Annotated in this window: 19 protein-coding genes; 18 read left to right on the top strand and 1 reads right to left on the bottom strand. The window is 63.7% G+C overall.

Going from position 1 to position 17,142, the window contains the following annotated elements; genetic code table 11:
- Genes NMQ14_RS04025 through NMQ14_RS04045 form a run of 5 tightly spaced genes read left to right on the top strand, consistent with a single transcriptional unit; the run spans window position 1 to window position 4,207 of the window.
- Window positions 1-1,125, top strand: a complete 1,125-nt coding sequence (locus NMQ14_RS04025; RefSeq protein WP_257093696.1) for an ABC transporter permease — start codon at window positions 1-3, stop codon at window positions 1,123-1,125.
- Window positions 1,122-1,892 carry an ABC transporter ATP-binding protein gene (locus NMQ14_RS04030; RefSeq protein ID WP_257093698.1) on the top strand — a complete coding sequence of 257 codons (771 nt, stop codon included), beginning with the start codon at window positions 1,122-1,124 and terminating at the stop codon, window positions 1,890-1,892. Before NMQ14_RS04025 ends, NMQ14_RS04030 begins: the two co-directional genes overlap by 4 nt.
- A gap of 2 nt (window positions 1,893-1,894) precedes the next feature.
- Window positions 1,895-2,872: an MlaD family protein gene (locus tag NMQ14_RS04035; RefSeq protein ID WP_257093700.1), complete on the top strand. Its 978-nt coding sequence runs from the start codon at window positions 1,895-1,897 to the stop codon at window positions 2,870-2,872.
- A complete protein-coding gene (locus NMQ14_RS04040) occupies window positions 2,869-3,480 on the top strand; it encodes a PqiC family protein (protein WP_257093703.1) in 612 nt (203 codons plus the stop codon). Before NMQ14_RS04035 ends, NMQ14_RS04040 begins: the two co-directional genes overlap by 4 nt.
- On the top strand, window positions 3,470-4,207 hold the full coding sequence (locus NMQ14_RS04045; RefSeq protein ID WP_257093705.1) for a GAF domain-containing protein: 738 nt from the start codon (window positions 3,470-3,472) through the stop codon (window positions 4,205-4,207). The genes NMQ14_RS04040 and NMQ14_RS04045 overlap by 11 nt, the downstream gene beginning before the upstream one ends.
- 19 nt (window positions 4,208-4,226) lie before the next feature.
- Here the strand turns inward: NMQ14_RS04045 and gcvH are convergent, their stop codons facing one another.
- The gene (gene gcvH, locus NMQ14_RS04050) at window positions 4,227-4,604 is read right to left on the bottom strand and encodes a glycine cleavage system protein GcvH (RefSeq protein WP_257093707.1); all 378 of its coding nucleotides are present in this window, start codon (window positions 4,602-4,604) and stop codon (window positions 4,227-4,229) included.
- 80 nt (window positions 4,605-4,684) lie between these two features.
- Here gcvH and NMQ14_RS04055 point away from each other — a divergent pair, with 80 nt between their 5' ends.
- The 13 genes from NMQ14_RS04055 to rpsO all read left to right on the top strand — a co-directional run bounded on the left by NMQ14_RS04055 (window position 4,685) and on the right by rpsO (window position 17,077).
- A complete protein-coding gene (locus tag NMQ14_RS04055) occupies window positions 4,685-5,542 on the top strand; it encodes a PHP domain-containing protein (protein WP_257093709.1) in 858 nt (285 codons plus the stop codon).
- Between the two features lie 108 nt (window positions 5,543-5,650).
- The gene (locus NMQ14_RS04060; RefSeq protein WP_257078534.1) at window positions 5,651-6,283 is read left to right on the top strand and encodes an L-threonylcarbamoyladenylate synthase; all 633 of its coding nucleotides are present in this window, start codon (window positions 5,651-5,653) and stop codon (window positions 6,281-6,283) included.
- A 25-nt stretch (window positions 6,284-6,308) separates the two neighbouring features.
- Window positions 6,309-6,965 carry a site-2 protease family protein gene (locus NMQ14_RS04065; protein WP_257093711.1) on the top strand — a complete coding sequence of 219 codons (657 nt, stop codon included), beginning with the start codon at window positions 6,309-6,311 and terminating at the stop codon, window positions 6,963-6,965.
- A gap of 18 nt (window positions 6,966-6,983) precedes the next feature.
- A complete protein-coding gene (locus NMQ14_RS04070) occupies window positions 6,984-8,186 on the top strand; it encodes a tryptophan--tRNA ligase (RefSeq protein ID WP_257078536.1) in 1,203 nt (400 codons plus the stop codon).
- A complete protein-coding gene (locus NMQ14_RS04075) occupies window positions 8,186-9,010 on the top strand; it encodes a ScpA family protein (RefSeq protein ID WP_257093713.1) in 825 nt (274 codons plus the stop codon). The genes NMQ14_RS04070 and NMQ14_RS04075 overlap by 1 nt, the downstream gene beginning before the upstream one ends.
- Window positions 8,970-9,539: an SMC-Scp complex subunit ScpB gene (scpB, locus tag NMQ14_RS04080; protein ID WP_257093715.1), complete on the top strand. Its 570-nt coding sequence runs from the start codon at window positions 8,970-8,972 to the stop codon at window positions 9,537-9,539. The genes NMQ14_RS04075 and scpB overlap by 41 nt, the downstream gene beginning before the upstream one ends.
- Window positions 9,526-10,587, top strand: coding sequence for a 23S rRNA pseudouridine(2605) synthase RluB (gene rluB / locus NMQ14_RS04085; RefSeq protein WP_373457175.1), 1,062 nt, complete (start codon window positions 9,526-9,528; stop codon window positions 10,585-10,587). The genes scpB and rluB overlap by 14 nt, the downstream gene beginning before the upstream one ends.
- 161 nt (window positions 10,588-10,748) lie before the next feature.
- Window positions 10,749-11,201, top strand: coding sequence for a ribosome maturation factor RimP (gene rimP, locus NMQ14_RS04090; RefSeq protein WP_257078908.1), 453 nt, complete (start codon window positions 10,749-10,751; stop codon window positions 11,199-11,201).
- Window positions 11,198-12,670, top strand: coding sequence for a transcription termination factor NusA (gene nusA, locus NMQ14_RS04095; protein ID WP_257078540.1), 1,473 nt, complete (start codon window positions 11,198-11,200; stop codon window positions 12,668-12,670). The genes rimP and nusA overlap by 4 nt, the downstream gene beginning before the upstream one ends.
- Window positions 12,671-12,682: 12 nt before the next feature.
- The gene (gene infB / locus NMQ14_RS04100) at window positions 12,683-15,427 is read left to right on the top strand and encodes a translation initiation factor IF-2 (RefSeq protein WP_257093717.1); all 2,745 of its coding nucleotides are present in this window, start codon (window positions 12,683-12,685) and stop codon (window positions 15,425-15,427) included.
- Between the two features lie 18 nt (window positions 15,428-15,445).
- The gene (rbfA, locus tag NMQ14_RS04105; protein ID WP_257078543.1) at window positions 15,446-15,820 is read left to right on the top strand and encodes a 30S ribosome-binding factor RbfA; all 375 of its coding nucleotides are present in this window, start codon (window positions 15,446-15,448) and stop codon (window positions 15,818-15,820) included.
- A 1-nt stretch (window position 15,821) separates the two neighbouring features.
- On the top strand, window positions 15,822-16,751 hold the full coding sequence (truB, locus tag NMQ14_RS04110) for a tRNA pseudouridine(55) synthase TruB (RefSeq protein ID WP_257093719.1): 930 nt from the start codon (window positions 15,822-15,824) through the stop codon (window positions 16,749-16,751).
- A 56-nt stretch (window positions 16,752-16,807) separates the two neighbouring features.
- The gene (gene rpsO / locus NMQ14_RS04115) at window positions 16,808-17,077 is read left to right on the top strand and encodes a 30S ribosomal protein S15 (RefSeq protein ID WP_069040295.1); all 270 of its coding nucleotides are present in this window, start codon (window positions 16,808-16,810) and stop codon (window positions 17,075-17,077) included.
- Window positions 17,078-17,142 lie beyond the last annotated feature (65 nt).

Raw genomic sequence — 17,142 nt, forward strand, 5'->3', positions numbered from 1 at the left:
ATGAGCGCGCCGACCGTATCGTTCGATCGGGAGGGCGCTGCGCCGGTCGCGTCGCTGCAGGGCGACTGGACGCTGCAAGAGCTGGAAGGCCGTATCGATGCATTGCGCGCTGCGCTCGACACGAGTGAGGCACGGGCAGCCACTCATTGGAATCTGACCGGTATTGCACGCATCGACAGCCTCGGCGCCTGCCTGCTGTGGCGCATCTGGGGCGACCGTCTGCCGGCAACACTTGACGCCGGCGAGCACACGCTTGCGATGCTGGAATCCGCTTCGGTGCTTGGCGCACGCAGTCGTGTGGCGCCACCACGGGCGTCGCCGTCCGACTCGCTGGCTGCACTGGGCCGTGCGGGCCTGTCGTTCGCACGGCGGATCGGCGATCTGGTCGCACTGATCGGTCAGTTGCTGCTCGACCTGCTGCACATCGCGCGCCGGCCGCAGGAATCGCCGCTGCGCGAGATTTCCGCCAATCTATACAAGACCGGCGTCAGTGCGCTGCCGATCACCGCGCTGGTCGGCTTCCTGATCGGCGTCGTGCTGTCATATCTGTCGGCGCTGCAGCTGAAGACCTTCGGCGCAGACGTATTCATCATCAACATCCTGGGCATCGGCATCGTGCGCGAACTCGGGCCGGTGCTGGTCGCCGTGCTGGTGGCAGGACGTTCCGGCTCGGCGATGACGGCGCAGCTCGGCGTGATGCGTGTGACCGAAGAGATCGATGCGCTGGCGACGATGGGCGTGCCGCGCAGCCTGCGCCTCGTATTGCCCAAGGTGCTGGCGCTGGTGACGGCACTGCCATTGCTGGTGCTGTGGACATCGTCGGCCGCACTGTTCGGCGGCATGGTGGCCGCATCGATACAGCTCGATATGAGCTACGGCTTCTTTCTCGACACGCTGCCGCGCGTGGTGCCGATCACCAATCTGTACATCGGACTGGCGAAAGGCGTTGCATTCGGGCTGGTGATTGCGCTGGTGGCCTGCCATTTCGGGCTGTCGGTGAAACCCAACACCGAAAGCCTGTCGACGAACACGACCAAATCGGTGGTCAGCGCCATCACCTGCGTCATCCTGGTGGACGCACTGTTTGCCATTGCCACGCGTCACATCGGGCTGCCCGGCGGATGAGCGCGCCGGTCATCGACATTCGCGGGCTGGTGACGCGCTTCGGCACGAACGTGGTGCATCAGGACATCGACCTGTCCGTCGCGGCTGGCGAAGTGGTGGCGCTGGTCGGCGGCTCGGGCAGCGGCAAGACGACCTTGCTGCGCCAGGTGATCGGCTTGCTGCAGCCTGACTCCGGACAGATTCGCGTCTTCGGCCAGCCGCTGTTCTCCGGCGACGCGCTGGCCGAGCGCCGGCTGCGCCAGCGCTTCGGCGTGCTGTTCCAGCAAGGTGCGCTGTTCTCGGCGCTCAATGTGTTCGAAAACATTGCCTTCCCGCTGCGCGAGCTGCGCTGGCTGGATCGCGCCACCATCCGCGATCTGGTCATGATGAAACTGGCCATGGTCGAACTCGAACCCCGGCATGCCTGGCTGATGCCGTCCGAACTGTCCGGCGGCATGATCAAGCGGGTGGCGCTGGCGCGGGCGCTGTCACTCGAACCCGAACTTCTGCTGCTCGACGAACCTACCGCCGGCCTCGATCCGGACCGCTCGGCCGCATTCGTCAGCCTGATCCGCACACTGCGCGGGCAACTCGGCCTCACCGTCGTTCTGGTCACCCATGACATCGATACGCTGACAGCGCTGGCAACACAGGTCGCCGTGCTGGGCGAGCGACGTATACTGGCTTACGGCCCGCTTGATCACGTCATGAACGTCGACCATCCATTCATCCAGAACTTCTTCGCCTCCGGTCGCCTGCAGCGCACGCCGGACGCCACGGTGCGCTGAAGATGGAGAATCGCGCCCACGCCCTTGCCGCCGGATTGTTCCTTCTGCTGATGAGCGCATGCGTCGGGCTCGCGACCTGGTACCTGTCCAGCGACAGCGAGGTGGGGCGCGAATATCTGCTGGTGACGACGTCGAATGTCAGCGGACTCAGTCCGCAGGCGCAGGTCCGCTACCGCGGCATACGGGTGGGCAAGGTGAAGGAGATTTCGATCAATCCCGACGTACCGCGTGAAATCCATGTCCGCATCGACATTCCGGAGCGTTTTCCAGTCACCGCTGCCACGCGTGCGCGCTTGTCCTATCTTGGCGTGACCGGACTCGCGCTGATCGATCTCGACGACGACGGTTCAGATCCGGCGCCGCTGCCGGCCAGCGAAACGGGCCCTGCGCGCATACCGCTCGGTGGTTCGCAGTTTGACGCGCTCGGTTCGCAGGCAACGGACACCATGGCCGTGCTGCGGCAGGTGCTGCTGCGCGTGAATGTGCTGTTCGACGATGGCAACATCGAGCGGATTTCCGGCGTACTCGCCAATATGAAGTCGGCCACCGCGCATCTGGATGCGTCGCTGGCCGGGCTGCCAGCCGTACTCGCCGAGGCCCGAAAGACTTTCGAACGTACGCAGGCCGTCCTGTCACCGCAGAATGTCGAACGCTTGAGCGACATTCTGGCCAGCATCGAACAGACCAGCGGCGAAGGTCGCCGCGCCGCGGAAGATCTGCGTGCCCTGCTGGGTTCGATGAAACAGCTTGCGGATCGCGTCGATACGCTGGCCGCTGTTGCCGGGAAGCAGGTAACCGACGACACCTTGCCCCGGCTGCAATCCCTGATCGACGAAGTGCAACGCAATTCGCGCCAGCTCAACAGGGTGCTGGGCGAACTTGAATCATCGCCGCAGACGCTGCTGCTGGGGCGCGAAACGTCGCGTGCCGGACCAGGGGAACCCGGTTTCGCGCCAGCCACCGAAGGAGCGACTCGATGAAGGCTGGATCAAGGCGGTGGGTCCGGACGACGGTGCTGTCGCTTGTTCTGGTGGCGCTGGCAGGCTGCGGGCCGCTGGTCAGTCGCCCGCCGCCACCGGCGCTGCACGATTTGGGCAGCGCGCGTGCCACCTTGCAGCGCATCGCGGGGCTGCGCGCCATAGAGGTCCGTTCGCCGAGCTGGCTCGATGGCAGCGCGATGCATTACCGCCTTGCCTACGAAAGTGCAACGCGGCGCGACATCTACGCCTTCAGCCGCTGGGCTGCTTCGCCACCGGAAATGCTGACGGTCGCTTTGCGCCAGATGCTGCAGACCGACGACGCGGGCACCGGCCCGGGTTGCCGCCTGCGGGTCGACATCGATGAATTCATCCAGCACTTCGACCGGCCCGACAGTGCGCGGGCATTGCTGTCCGGCCGTGCCGTACTGACCGACATGCGTGGTCAGCGGGTCCTGGCCAGCCTGCCGTTCGCGATCAGCGAACCGGCGGCCGGTGCCGATGCGGCCGCTGGCGTGGCGGCATCGGCGCGTGCCGTCGATGCCCTGGGTGTCCAGATTGCCGGGTGGGTCGCATCTTCGCCGATGAAAGGCGCGCTCGATGGCTGCTGAAAAGCCGATGTCGTCGCCCGAGCCGGATGCCGGCCGCGGTCTGTTGCAGGCGGCACTCGATCAGGTGATCGATGCCGTGTGGACGGGCGTGCGCTGCGCACGTGCGTCCATCATGCTGGCCGACGGCGAGGGTGAGCAGGCATTGCTCGGACTTGCGGCGTGGCGCGGCGAACTGGCCGAAGACGCCCTGCAGGTGCGCGTCGGTGTCGGCATGTCGACATCCGGAAGCGTATTCGCGAGCGGTGTCGCGCAGCGTATCGATGACGTCGATGCCGCCGCGCCCGATGTCAGTGTGCGGGGCGAGGGCGGCAGTTTCATCTGCCAGCCGCTTTCGCTCGATGGCCGCGTGCTGGGCGTCATCAATGTGCGCCGACCACGTGGCGAAGCACCGTTCACCGCAATCGACCAGCAGTTGCTCGCAGCGCTGGCGCTTTACGCTGGCAAGGCGATCCAGGTCGCTCAGCTGGCTTACCTGCTGAATTCGGGTTTTGCGCAGCGCGCGCTGGAAAGCGGCGGTAATGTGCCGCTGCCGGCCATGGAGGCCTTCACACAAGGTGCGGCACAGCCTGCCCAGATGGCCAAGCTGTTGGCCAAATCCTTCTATCGGGAAATGAAGTCGGCCGGCTTCGGGCCGAACCAGATCGTCGCGGCCGCCGGCGAAATCATCGATCAGCTTTCAGGCAGCCTGCGCAAGCACGGCCAGCGCATCGGCCGCGGCAAGACGTGAGCAGGCTGCAGCCGGACGATCAGGCGATGGAAGCGGCGTAGCGGGCGGCGTCCATCAGGACATCGAGCTCGCCGGCGTCATCCGGCTTGATGACGAACATCCACGCCCCGTACGGATCCTTGTTGACCTGTTCGGGCGCATCTGCGACCGGCGGATTGACCGCCGTCACCGTGCCCGACACCGGTGCATGGATATCCGACGCCGACTTGACCGATTCGATGACGGCCATCGAATCGTTGCGGGCGACCTGCTGGCCCACCTCGGGCAATTGCAGGAAAACCACGTCGCCGAGTGCGTCCTGGGCATGGTCAGTGATGCCGACCGTCACGCTGCCATCCTGTTCGATCCTGACCCATTCATGCGTGTCTGTGTAGCGAAGAGTGTCCGGGTGATTCATTGCAGTTCCAGGTTGAAATGACCAGTACGAATTGTAGCTGCGCCGGGCGGGGGACGATGGCCTGATAGAATCGAGAGGATATGAACGCTGACCTGCACTGCCATTCCTGCCACTCCGACGGTGTGCTTGTGCCTTCGGCACTGGCTGCCCGCGCAGCGGCCAACGGCGTCGAGCTCTGGTCGCTGACCGATCACGACACGCTGAACGGGCTCGACGAAGCACGCAACGCTGCGATGCAGTGCGGCCTGTCCTTCATCGATGGCGTCGAAGTATCGGTGAGTTGGGGTGGCATCACGGTACATGTCGTCGGGCTGGGCATCGATCCCTCGAATGCGGATCTGGCTGCCGGTCTGACCCGGGTGCGCAGCGGGCGCGATGCCCGAGCCCTGCGCATTGCCGATGAGCTGTCACTGCTGGGCGTGGATGCACCGTACGAGAACGCGATGCGCCACGCAGGCAATCCGACACTCGTCGGGCGCTCGCACTTTGCACGCGTGCTGGTGGAGCAGGGTTATGCCGCTGATGTCCATGCGGTGTTCCGCAACTTTCTGGTGCCCGGGCGGCCGGGCTACGTCGATCACCGGTGGAGCACACTGTCGCAGGCATTGGTCTGGATACATGGCGCCGGTGGCGTAGCGGTGATTGCGCATCCAGGGCGCTACCGCGTTTCCGGAGGGCAGGTCGAACAGCTGTTCGAAGAATTCCATGCGCTTGGCGGCCGCGGCATCGAGGTGGTGTCCGGCTCGCACGGCGACGCTGAAGTGCGAACCTTTGCCCGCCTCGCACGCCGATTCGGCTTCTACGCATCGCGCGCTTCGGATTTTCACGCGCCGGACGAAAGCGCCGTGGATCTGGGGTGCAGCGCACCACTGCCTGATGATCTGAAGCCGATTTGGCTGGCACCGGAACTGAACGAACGCGTGATCTGCATGACCTGAGCCTGCGCATGGCGGCCCGAAACTGCCTGCGACAGGCGACGCGCCCGAAACGACTTGCACTGACGATCTGATACAGATTTTCCTCCCCGATTTTCCCTTCGATCCCAATTGGCCCAACTTTTCAATCTTCACCCCGACAATCCGCAACCGAGACTGATACGTCAGGCGGCCGACATCCTGCGATCCGGCGGGCTGGCTGCCATCCCGACCGACTGCGCCTATTCGCTGGTCGGCCACATGGGCGATGCGCAGGTGCTGGAACGCATCCGGCGCATCCGTGGCGTGGACGCCCAGCATCACTTCACGCTGATGTGCCGTGATCTGTCGGAAATCGCCAGCCTTGCGCGGGTCGACAACACACAGTTCCGGCTGTTGAAGAGCGCCACGCCCGGCGCCTACACCTTCATCCTGGAAGCGACACGCGAACTGCCCCGCCGCATGCTGCATCCGAAGCGCAAGACCATCGGGCTGCGCGTGCCCGACCATCCCGTCGTGTCCAGCCTGCTGGCCGAACTGGGCGAGCCGCTGCTCGGCTCGACGCTGCTGCTGCCCGGAGAAGAACTGCCGCTGACCGATGCAGACGACATCCGGGAGCGCCTGCAGCACGAACTGGATCTGGTGATCGAAGCCGGTTCCTGCGGCACCCGGCCGACTTCGGTGATCGATCTGTCGTCGGGCGAGCCGGTGCTGATACGCGCTGGTGCCGGTGACGTGTCGCGTTTCGGGCTCGAGGAATCGTGAGTGCAGCCTGCAGCAGGGAGCGCACATGGATGACATGATCGCGCGACTGGCCATCATCATCATTCCGGTGGTGCTGGCGATCACCCTGCATGAAGCCGCGCACGGCTACGCCGCGCTGCTCAAGGGAGATCCGACTGCACATCTGGCCGGGCGCATCACGGCCAACCCGCTGAAGCACATCGATCCGGTGGGCACGATACTCGTGCCGCTGGTCATGTACTTCGGCGCCGCAATGCTCGGCCAGCCAGGCTTGCTGTTCGGCTGGGCCAAGCCGGTACCGGTCAATTTCTCGCTGTTGCGCCGCCCCAAACAGGACATGCTGTGGGTAGCTGCCGCCGGGCCGGGGGCCAATCTGGTCATGGCTGTCGCCTGGGGGCTGGTCTACAAATTTGCATTGGACGCTTCTCCCCAGTATTTTGGCGAGCCGCTGACGCTCATGGCGGAGGTGGGCATCCTGATCAACCTGCTGCTGATGGTGCTCAACCTGCTGCCGGTTCCACCGCTGGACGGCGGCCGCATCATGGTGAGTCTGCTGCCGCGCGGACCGTCGATGGCCTTTGCCCGGCTTGAGCCCTACGGCCTGTTCCTGCTGCTTGCACTTTTGCTGACCGGCGTGCTGGACAGTATCCTGCGCCCGCTGCTGACGCTGGCCAGACTGGCCTTGATTGCGCTGCTTTTCTGAACTGGATGATTCCACACCATGTACGCTGAACGTGTTCTTTCCGGCATGCGCCCGACCGGGCGCCTGCACCTCGGCCATTACCACGGGGTGCTGAAGAACTGGGTGCGTCTGCAACACGAATACCCCTGTCTGTTCTTCGTCGCCGACTGGCACGCGCTGACCACCAACTATGAAGACACGCAGGTCATCGAACGCAGCGTGTGGGACATGCTGGTCGACTGGCTGGCGGCTGGCGTCGATCCGTCGCAGGCGACGCTGTTCATCCAGTCGAGGGTGCCCGAGCATGCCGAACTGCACCTGCTGCTGTCGATGATGTGCCCGCTCGGCTGGCTGGAGCGCGTGCCGACCTACAAGGATCAGCAGGACAAGCTCTCCGACAGGGATCTGGCGACCTACGGCTTTCTCGGCTATCCGCTGCTGCAGTCGGCCGATATCCTGATCTACCGCGCCAATCTGGTGCCGGTGGGTGAGGATCAGGTGCCGCACGTCGAACTTACCCGTGAAGTCGCACGCCGCTTCAACCATCTTTACGGGCGCGAGCCCGGGTTCGAGGAAAAGGCGCGCGAGGCGGTGAAGAAGCTCGGCGGCAAGCGCGGCAAGCTGTACGAGGAACTGCGCACGCTGTACCAGCAGGAAGGTCGCGACGAGGCACTGGAACAGGCGCATGCGCTGCTCGACGAGGCACAGAGCCTGAGTCTGGGTGACCGCGAACGGCTGTACGGCTATCTTGAAGGCGGCGGCAAGATGATCCTGGCCGAGCCCGGCGCGCTGCTGACCGAAGCCGCGCGCATGCCGGGTCTCGATGGGCAGAAGATGTCGAAGTCGTACAACAACACGCTGATGCTGCGCGAAGAGCCGGATCTGGTGACCAAGAAGATCCGCGGCATGAAGACCGACACGCAGCGCGTGCGGCGTACCGACCCGGGTGACCCGGATCGCTGCCCGGTCTGGCAGTTCCATGTCATCTATTCCGACGACAGCACGAAGCAGTGGGTGCAGGAGGGCTGTCGTTCGGCCGGCATCGGCTGCCTCGATTGCAAGCAGCCGGTGATCGATGCCGTGCTGAAGGAACAGGCGCCGATCCATGAACGTGCGCGGCAGTATGAGGAAGACCCCATGCTGCTGCGCAACATCGTCGCCGACGGCTGCGAACGCGCGCGCAAGCTGGCATCGGAAACGATGCGCGACGTGCGCGAAGCCATGGGTCTGAACTACGCCTGATGTCGGGCGACGCGCTCCTGATTGAAGCCGCTGTACCGACACCGGTGCGGTTGTATGGCGAGACGCTGGAAAAACTTCCGCTCGACCTGTACATTCCGCCCGACGCGCTCGAAGTGTTCCTGGATGCGTTCCAGGGCCCGCTCGATCTGCTGCTCTACCTGATCCGCAAGGCGAATGTCGACATCCTCGATATTCCGATGGCGCCGCTGACCGCGCAGTATCTGGTCTATGTCGAGGCCATGCGCACACATCGCCTTGAACTTGCAGCCGAATATCTGCTGATGGCCGCGATGCTCCTGGAGATCAAATCCCGGATGTTGCTGCCGCGTCCGCCGCGAGAATCGACGGACGAAGGCGATGATCCGCGTGCCGAACTCGTTCGGCGGCTGATCGAATACGAACAGATGAAGGCGGCATCGCTGGCGCTCGACGCCATTCCGCGTGCGCAGCGCGAGCATGAATGGGTGGGCGTGCAGGTCGCCGAGCGAATTGCCGAGATCCAGCCAGCAGTCAGCGCGGCGGATCTCCAGCTTGCGTGGCTGGCGCTGATGCGACACGCAGACGTCACCCGTCATCACAAGGTCAGTCGCGAGGCCCTGTCGGTACGTGAATTCATGTCCGGCATCCTGCGACGCCTGACAGACGAAGGTTCGCTGCGCTTCGACCAGTTGTTCGAAGCCGGTGCGCCGGCAGCGCAGATGGTGGTGAATTTCCTTGCGGTACTTGAACTGGCCCGCGAGAACCTGATTGAACTGCTTCAGATTGAAGCTTTTGCGCCGATTTATGTCCGACACGCCACACCTGCTGTCGCCGAATCCGTCTGATATCAAGCGGATACTCGAAGCGGCGCTGCTCGCAGCGCAGGACGCACTTTCGATCGCCGAACTCAGACGGATGTTCGATGAGGAACTGGATGCGTCGGTGCTCCGTCGACTGCTCGACGAATTGCGCGACGACTGGTCGGGGCGTGGCGTCGAACTGATACAGGTCGCGTCCGGGTGGCGCTTTCGCACCCGTACGGATCTGCAGCCGTATCTGGAAAAACTGAAGAACGAAAAGCCGCCGCGCTACTCGCGCGCGGTTCTGGAAACGCTGGCGATCATTGCGTATCGCCAGCCGGTGACACGAGGCGACATCGAAGACATCCGCGGGGTGTCGGTGTCTCCGGGCATCATAAAGGCACTTGAAGGTCGCGGCTGGATCGACAGCGTCGGTTACCGGGAAGTCCCCGGGCGGCCGGCGCTGTACGCCACGACTCGACGATTCCTCGACGATCTGGGGCTGCGCACGCTTGCCGAGCTGCCACCCCTGGCCGAATTACAGAAGGTGATGAATTTCGATGATGCAAGGTAAGCGCAGACCGGGCGGGCCCCAGGTCAATGGCAACGTGGCCAACTACAGATCGCAGGACAGCCGACCGAAGAAGCGCGGTCCGGTCGTGTTTTCAGAGCCGCAGAAGCTGCACAAGATGCTGGCCGACATGGGACTCGGATCGCGCCGCGAGCTCGAAGACTGGATCGTGGCCGGGCGCATCAGCGTGAACGCGCTGCCGGCGCACGTCGGCCAGCGCGTCGGGCCGGAAGACAAGGTTCGCGTCAATGGCAAGCTCATCCACATCCATTTCGCGCCGCGCGCGCCGCGCGTTCTGATCTACCACAAGCCGGAAGGTGAAATCGTGTCGCGCGACGACCCGGAAGGTCGGCCGTCGGTATTCGACAAGCTTCCGCGCGTCGGTGGCGGGCGCTGGATCGCGGTCGGACGGCTCGACTTCAACACGTCCGGTCTGCTGGTATTCACGACCAGTGGCGAGCTGGCCAACAAGATGATGCACCCGAGCTACGAGCTCGAACGCGAGTACGCCGTGCGCCTGATCGGCGAACTGACCGACGAACAGGCCACCCGCCTGACCACCGGCATAGAGCTCGACGACGGCATTGCGAAGTTCAATGCACTGTCCGACGGTGGCGGCGAAGGATCCAATCACTGGTATCGCGTCACCATTTCGGAAGGACGCAATCGCGAAGTCAGGCGCATGTTCGAGGCCGTCGGCCTGGCGGTGAGCCGACTGATGCGCGTGCGCTATGGACCGTTCGAATTGCCGCGCCGCCTGCACCGCGGCGAAGCTGAGGAACTCAAGCCGGAAGAAGTATCCCGACTGCTGACTGCCGTACCCGCTTCCGGCAAGCCGCGTGCGAAATCTGCGGAGGCCGCTCCGGCATCCAAACCGGGACAGGGCAATGGCCGCCGGCGCGGCCCGCGCAAGCCGCGCGAGCCGGGCAATGGCGCACCGTCCGGTCAGGTGCCGGCCCAGGCACAGCGTGCCGACGGCGAAACACCGCCGCGCAAGCGCGCACCACGACGCCGGCGTCGTCCGTCGGCCGCCCCGGCCGGTGAATCCTGACATCCAAAACATCCTTGTGCGCGGGCAATCTGGCCATTCATATTGAAGTGGATTGTCGCGCTCTGATACACTAACGGACTTGTCGCGCTGGCGGTGCCGGCGTTTGTTTGATGGGCGGTCAGCCCATTTTTTATTTGTGCGTCCGGAATTGTGTTGCAAGGATGAATGTTGCAGAGCTCATCGAGCAGGCTGTTAGCGGGCTCGGATACGAACTGGTCGATGTGGAAACGTCCCCGCGCGGACGCCTGCTGCGCATCTTCATCGATGCGGAACAGGGCATCACTGTGGATGATTGCGTGACGGTGAGTAATCACCTCTCGCGACTTTTCACCGTTGAAAACGTCGATTACGACCGGCTCGAAGTGTCGTCGCCGGGTCTCGACAGACCGCTCAAGAAAGCGGCCGACTTCATCCGTTTCACCGGGCAGGAAGCGCAGCTTCGGTTACGCATCCCGTTGAACAACCAGAGAAGTTTCAGCGGGCGCCTGGCGGGCGTCAGCGACGGCCGACTGACCATGGAAATCAAGGGTGTGGCACACGAGTTCGAGTTGTCGCAGATCGAGCGCGCCCGTCTGGTGCCGGACTTTGAACGCAAGCAGGAGTTGAAACGATGAGTCGCGAGATTCTGTTGCTGGTTGATGCGCTGGCGCGCGAAAAGAATGTCGCCCGCGAAGTGGTGTTTGGCGCACTTGAATCTGCACTGGCTTCGGCCACGAAGAAGCGTACCCATGACGACGCCGACGTGCGCGTGACCATCGACCGCGAAACCGGCGAGTACGAATCCTTTCGGCGCTGGCTGGTGGTACCTGACAGTGAGTTCGAGAACGAAGAGGCGCAGATCGGTCTGACCGATGCGCAGGAACAGATTGCCGACGTCCAGCTCGATGAATACATCGAAGAAGCCCTCGAGCCGATCGATTTCGGTCGCATCGGTGCACAGGCAGCCAAGCAGGTCATCCTGCAGCGCATCCGCGATGCCGAGCGCGAACAGATCCTGAGCGATTTCCTCGAACGCAAGGACCATCTGGTCACCGGCACCATCAAGCGCATCGAACGCGGCAACGCCATCATCGAATGCGGTCGTCTGGAAGCTCTGCTGCCGCGGGAACACATCATTGCGCGGGAAAACCTGCGTGTCGGCGATCGCGTCAAGGCCATTCTGCTGCGTGTTGATCGCCAGGCGCGCGGCCCGCAGATCATCCTGTCGCGCACGGTGCCGGAGTTCATCATGAAGCTGTTCGAGCTCGAAGTGCCGGAGATCGAAGACGGCCTGATCGAAATCAAGGGCGCGGCTCGCGACCCCGGCATTCGCGCCAAGATCGCAGTGAAATCAAACGACCCGCGCGTCGATCCGCAGGGCACCTGCATCGGCATGCGTGGGTCGCGCGTGCAGGCGGTCACCAACGAACTGGGCGGCGAGCGGGTGGATATCATTCTCTGGTCGCCCGATCCGGCCCAATTCGTCATCGGTGCGCTGGCGCCGGCCGAAGTTGCGAGTATCGTCGTCGACGAGGACGCCCACAGCATGGATGTCGTCGTCAGCGAGGACAATCTGGCGATCGCCATCGGGCGCAGCGGCCAGAACGTGCGCCTCGCGTCCGAGCTGACAGGCTGGAAGATCAACCTGATGACCATCGAGCAGTCGGCCGCCAAGTCCGATGCCGAGAACGCGGCCATCCGGCTGCTGTTCATGGCGAAGCTCGACGTGGATGAAGAGGTGGCCGACATCCTGATCGAGGAAGGCTTCTCGACGCTGGAAGAGGTTGCCTATGTGCCGCTTGCCGAAGTGCTCGAAATCGAAGCTTTCGACGAAGACACGGTGAATGAACTGCGCAACCGCGCACGCAACGTGTTGCTGACCGAAGCCATCGTGGACGAGGAGCAGCTGGAGCAGGTCGATGACGATCTGCTCGGGCTGGACGGCATGGACAAGCCGCTGGCTGCGCAGCTTGCGCGAGCCAATGTGCGATCGCGTGACGATCTCGCAGATCTGGCGGTCGATGAACTGGTTGAAATCGCCGGCATCGATTCCGCACGTGCGACATCGCTGATTACCACTGCGCGCGCGCACTGGTTTGAATAATCGAGGACAGGTATGGCGTTGATGAGTGTTTCCCAATTTGCGACCGAGCTGAAAATGCCGGCTGCCGCGCTGCTCGAGCAGCTCCGGCACGCGGGTGTCGACAAGCAGAGCGAACGTGATTCGCTGACCGAGCAGGACAAGTCCCGTCTGCTCGACTACCTGCGTCGTCAGCACGGTGACACCGCGGGAAAGACGAAAATCACGCTGACCCGTCGCGAAACGACCGAAATCAAGGCGACCAATTCATCCGGACAGGCACGAACCGTTCAGGTTGAAGTGCGCAAGAAGCGCGTGCTGGTCAAACGGGATCCGGCCGAGCTTCTGGCTGAAGAGGCCGCACAGAGGGCGGTTGCCGAAGTCCCGATCATCGAGGAAGTCGTCGTGCCCGAGCCCGTTGCGATTCCCGAGCCGGTAGAAGTACCGGTCGTGATCCCGGTTGCCGAGCCTGAGCCGGAACCTGTCGCAGCAGTCGTTGAAGAAATTGCTGTCGAGCCGGTACCGGAGGTCGCAGAGAGCGAAGTGGCGGCGGAAGTCGTGCCCGATGCGCCTGTCCTCCGCGCACCGACGGCCCGCGAGCGCGAAGCCAAGCGCCACTCGGAATTGCTTGCGATCCAGGAACGCGAGCTCAAGGCAAAGAAGGAACGCGAGGTCCAGCTGCGCATAGACCTTGAGGCGCGTCAGGTTCGCGCCCAGGAAGAAGAGGCCGCCAAGGAGAAGGCTGCGGTAGAGGCTGCAAAAGTCGCAACCGCTGCACCGAAGGCGACGCCGGGAACGCTGCACAAGCCGGCCAAGGTCGATGACAAGGGTGCCAAGGCCAAGCCGGCGCCTGCCGCCAAGGCGAAGCCGGGAACCGCATGGAAGGACGACGCAGCGAAGCGCCGCCAGATCAAGACCCGCGGCGACGCCGGCACCGGTGGCTGGCGTGGCGGTCCCAAGGGACGCAACCACCGCGACCACGACCAGGGAGGCCAGCAGCAGGCACCGGTCGAGGCCGTGGTTCGTGAGGTGCTGGTGCCTGAAACCATTTCGGTGGCCGATCTGGCGCACAAGATGGCGATCAAGGCCACCGAACTGATCAAGGTGCTGATGAAGCTCGGCCAGATGGTCACGATCAATCAGGTGCTTGACCAGGAAACGGCCATGATTCTGGTCGAGGAAATGGGTCACATCGCCAAGCCGGCGAAGCTGGACGACCCGGAAGCCTTCCTCGGCGAATCCACTGAAGAGCACAAGGACGTCGAGCTGCTGCCGCGCGCACCGGTCGTGACCGTCATGGGTCACGTCGACCACGGCAAGACCTCGCTGCTCGACTACATCCGGCGTGCCCGGGTGGCAGCAGGCGAAGCGGGTGGCATCACGCAGCACATCGGCGCCTATCACGTCGATACGCCGCGCGGCATGATCACCTTCCTCGACACGCCGGGTCACGAGGCCTTCACGGCCATGCGTGCCCGCGGTGCCAAGGCGACCGACCTCGTGATTCTGGTGGTCGCTGCGGACGACGGCGTGATGCCGCAGACGCGCGAAGCCATCCACCACGCCAAGGCGGCCAATGTGCCGCTGATCGTGGCGATCAACAAGATCGACAAGCCGGGCGCCAGCCCGGATCGCGTCAAGCAGGAACTGGTGGCCGAAGGCGTCGTGCCGGAAGAGTACGGTGGTGATTCGCCGTTCATTTCGGTATCCGCCAAGGTCGGTACCGGCATCGATGAACTTCTCGAAAACGTGCTGCTGCAGGCCGAAGTGCTTGAACTGACCGCCCCGCGCGACGCGCCGGCCCGCGGTCTGGTAATCGAAGCACGCCTCGACAAGGGCAAGGGCCCGGTGGCGTCCGTGCTGGTGCAGCAGGGCACGCTCAAGCGCGGAGACATCATTCTGTGCGGGCAGGTGTTCGGTCGCGTACGGGCCATGCTGGACGAAGCGGGCAAGTCGATCAGCGAAGCCGGCCCGTCCATACCGGTCGAGATTCAGGGCCTGTCCGACGTTCCGGCTGCAGGCGACGAAGCACTCGTGCTGGGCGACGAACGCAAGGCGCGCGAAATCGCGCTGTTCCGCCAGGGCAAGTTCCGCGACGTGAAGCTGGCCAAGCAGCAGGCGGCCAAGCTGGAATCGATGTTCGAGCAGATGGGCGAGGGCGAAGTCAAGATCCTTCCGCTCATCATCAAGGCCGATGTGCAGGGTTCGCAGGAAGCGCTGGTGCAGTCGCTCACCAAGCTGTCGACACCGGAAGTGCGGGTGCAGGTCATCCACGCAGCGGTCGGCGGCATTTCGGAAACCGACGTCAATCTGGCACAGGCTTCGAAGGGCGTCATCATCGGCTTCAATGTGCGTGCCGACGTCGGCGCCCGCAAGCTGGCCGAGAACTTCGGTGTCGACATCCGCTACTACACGATCATCTACGAAGCTGTCGACGAGGTGAAGGCGGCGCTGTCCGGCATGCTGTCGCCGGAGAAGCGCGAGAACATCCTGGGTACCGTGGAAATCCGCCAGGTGTTCCGCGGCACCAAGATCGGCACCATCGCCGGCTGCATGGTCACCTCGGGTCTGGTCAAGCGTGGCGCCAGTGCGCGACTGCTGCGCAACAACGTGGTCGTCTGGACCGGCGAACTCGAATCGCTCAAGCGCTTCAAGGACGACGTGAAGGAAGTGAAGGAAGGCTACGAGTGCGGCCTGTCGCTGCGCGGCTACAACGAAATCGAAGAACTCGACCAGCTCGAAGTGTTCGAGATCGAAGAGATTGCCCGCAAGCTGGCCTGATAGCGGCCCGCCCATCAGATGAGCGAACGTTATTCACGCAGCGACCGGGTGTCGGAAGCGATCCGCCGCGAGCTTGCGCAATTGATCGCGACCGAGTTGAAGGACCCGCGCGTCGGCATGATTTCGCTGACGGCGGTCGAGATCACGCCCGACTACGCGCACGCCAAGATTTTCTACACCACGATGGCGGAGGGTGAGGCGCTGGAGCACATCCAGGAAGGCTTGGTACGCGCCTCCGGTTTCCTGCGCCGCGAGCTTGGACGCCGGGTGCGCATACACACGACGCCGGCGCTGCATTTCGTGCACGACGAGACGCTTGCACGCGCCGACCACCTGTCGCGCCTGATCGACAAGGCGCTGCATTCCGGACCTTCCTCGAGCGGCGAAGACTGAGTTGCAACCCCGTTCGCGCTGGAAAGCGGTTCATGGCGTGCTGCTGCTCGACAAGCCCATCGGCCTGAGCTCGAACGACGCGCTGCAGAAAGCACGCCGCCTGTTCCAGGCTGCCCGTGCGGGTCACACCGGCACCCTCGATCCACTCGCCAGCGGGCTGCTTCCCGTCTGTTTCGGCGATGCAACGCGCTTTGCCGGACTGATGCTGGATGCCGACAAGGAGTACCTCGCGCAGGTCAGGCTGGGCGTGCGCACCAGCACCGGCGACGCCGAGGGCGAAATCCTCGACACCCGACCGGTCGACGTAAGTCTCGAACGCCTGCTGAGCGCACTGGCAGCCCACCGCGGCGACATCGATCAGATCCCGCCGATGCATTCCGCACTCAAGCACCAGGGCAAGGCGCTATACGAGTACGCACGTGCCGGCGAAACCATCGAGCGCGCGGTGCGCCATGTACGCATACACGACATAGAATTGCTCGACTGCGCAATGCCCGCGTTTTCGATGCGGGTGCGCTGCAGCAAGGGCACCTACATCCGCACGCTGGCCGAAGACATCGGCGAAATGCTTGACTGCGGTGCGCATCTGAGCGGCCTGCGGCGCACGCTGACCGGCCCCCTGTCGCTCGACACCGCGCATACGCTCGAAACGCTCGCCGCACTCGACGAGGCGCAACGCATGGATAGGCTGCTTCCGCCCGACTGTCTTTTACAGGATCTGCCGGCCTGCCAGCTCGATGGCGAGTCGGCACGACGGCTGATCCAGGGACAGATCGTGCCGCTTGAGGCCTTCGCGGACGGCGGGTCCATGGCCGAAGGACAGGTCACCCGGGCCTATGACGGCAAAGTGTTTCTCGGACTGGTCAGTGCATGTTCCGGTCGATTGCAGGTGAAACGCCTTTTGCCTCAGGAAAGTGGCCAAAAGGCTTGAGATTGCGCCGTTCTGGCGTATAATTTTGGGTTTTCCAGACGAGAGAGTTTAGATAGATGGCTATCGTTACCGCCGAAAAAGCCCGCATTGTGGCTGACTTCCAGCGCGTGGCCGGCGATACGGGGTCACCCGAAGTCCAGGTTGCCCTGCTGACCGCACGCATCAATGGCCTCACCGGCCATTTCAAGGAACACGTGAAAGACCACCACTCCCGCCGTGGTCTGCTCAAGATGGTAAGTCAGCGTCGCAAGCTGCTTGATTACCTCAAGCGCACCGATGCAGACAGCTATCGTGCGCTGATCGGACGTCTCGGGCTGCGCAAGTAATTGCTTCTGCAGACTACGGTCAAGCCTTCATCGGCCTGACACAACACACCGGCGTGAGTCCATGC

This window comes from Methyloversatilis sp. XJ19-13 (assembly GCF_024580155.1).
In the GTDB taxonomy this organism is placed as follows: Bacteria; Pseudomonadota; Gammaproteobacteria; order Burkholderiales; family Rhodocyclaceae; genus Methyloversatilis.

Coding starts and splice junctions, on each gene's coding strand:
- NMQ14_RS04025 (WP_257093696.1), top strand. CDS start 1: ATGAGCGCGCCGACCGTATCGTTCGATCGGGAGGGCGCTGCGCCGGTC.
- NMQ14_RS04030 (WP_257093698.1), top strand. CDS start 1,122: ATGAGCGCGCCGGTCATCGACATTCGCGGGCTGGTGACGCGCTTCGGC.
- NMQ14_RS04035 (WP_257093700.1), top strand. CDS start 1,895: ATGGAGAATCGCGCCCACGCCCTTGCCGCCGGATTGTTCCTTCTGCTG.
- NMQ14_RS04040 (WP_257093703.1), top strand. CDS start 2,869: ATGAAGGCTGGATCAAGGCGGTGGGTCCGGACGACGGTGCTGTCGCTT.
- NMQ14_RS04045 (WP_257093705.1), top strand. CDS start 3,470: ATGGCTGCTGAAAAGCCGATGTCGTCGCCCGAGCCGGATGCCGGCCGC.
- gcvH (WP_257093707.1), bottom strand. CDS start 4,604: ATGAATCACCCGGACACTCTTCGCTACACAGACACGCATGAATGGGTC.
- NMQ14_RS04055 (WP_257093709.1), top strand. CDS start 4,685: ATGAACGCTGACCTGCACTGCCATTCCTGCCACTCCGACGGTGTGCTT.
- NMQ14_RS04065 (WP_257093711.1), top strand. CDS start 6,309: ATGGATGACATGATCGCGCGACTGGCCATCATCATCATTCCGGTGGTG.
- NMQ14_RS04070 (WP_257078536.1), top strand. CDS start 6,984: ATGTACGCTGAACGTGTTCTTTCCGGCATGCGCCCGACCGGGCGCCTG.
- NMQ14_RS04075 (WP_257093713.1), top strand. CDS start 8,186: ATGTCGGGCGACGCGCTCCTGATTGAAGCCGCTGTACCGACACCGGTG.
- scpB (WP_257093715.1), top strand. CDS start 8,970: ATGTCCGACACGCCACACCTGCTGTCGCCGAATCCGTCTGATATCAAG.
- rluB (WP_373457175.1), top strand. CDS start 9,526: ATGATGCAAGGTAAGCGCAGACCGGGCGGGCCCCAGGTCAATGGCAAC.
- rimP (WP_257078908.1), top strand. CDS start 10,749: ATGAATGTTGCAGAGCTCATCGAGCAGGCTGTTAGCGGGCTCGGATAC.
- nusA (WP_257078540.1), top strand. CDS start 11,198: ATGAGTCGCGAGATTCTGTTGCTGGTTGATGCGCTGGCGCGCGAAAAG.
- infB (WP_257093717.1), top strand. CDS start 12,683: ATGGCGTTGATGAGTGTTTCCCAATTTGCGACCGAGCTGAAAATGCCG.
- rbfA (WP_257078543.1), top strand. CDS start 15,446: ATGAGCGAACGTTATTCACGCAGCGACCGGGTGTCGGAAGCGATCCGC.
- rpsO (WP_069040295.1), top strand. CDS start 16,808: ATGGCTATCGTTACCGCCGAAAAAGCCCGCATTGTGGCTGACTTCCAG.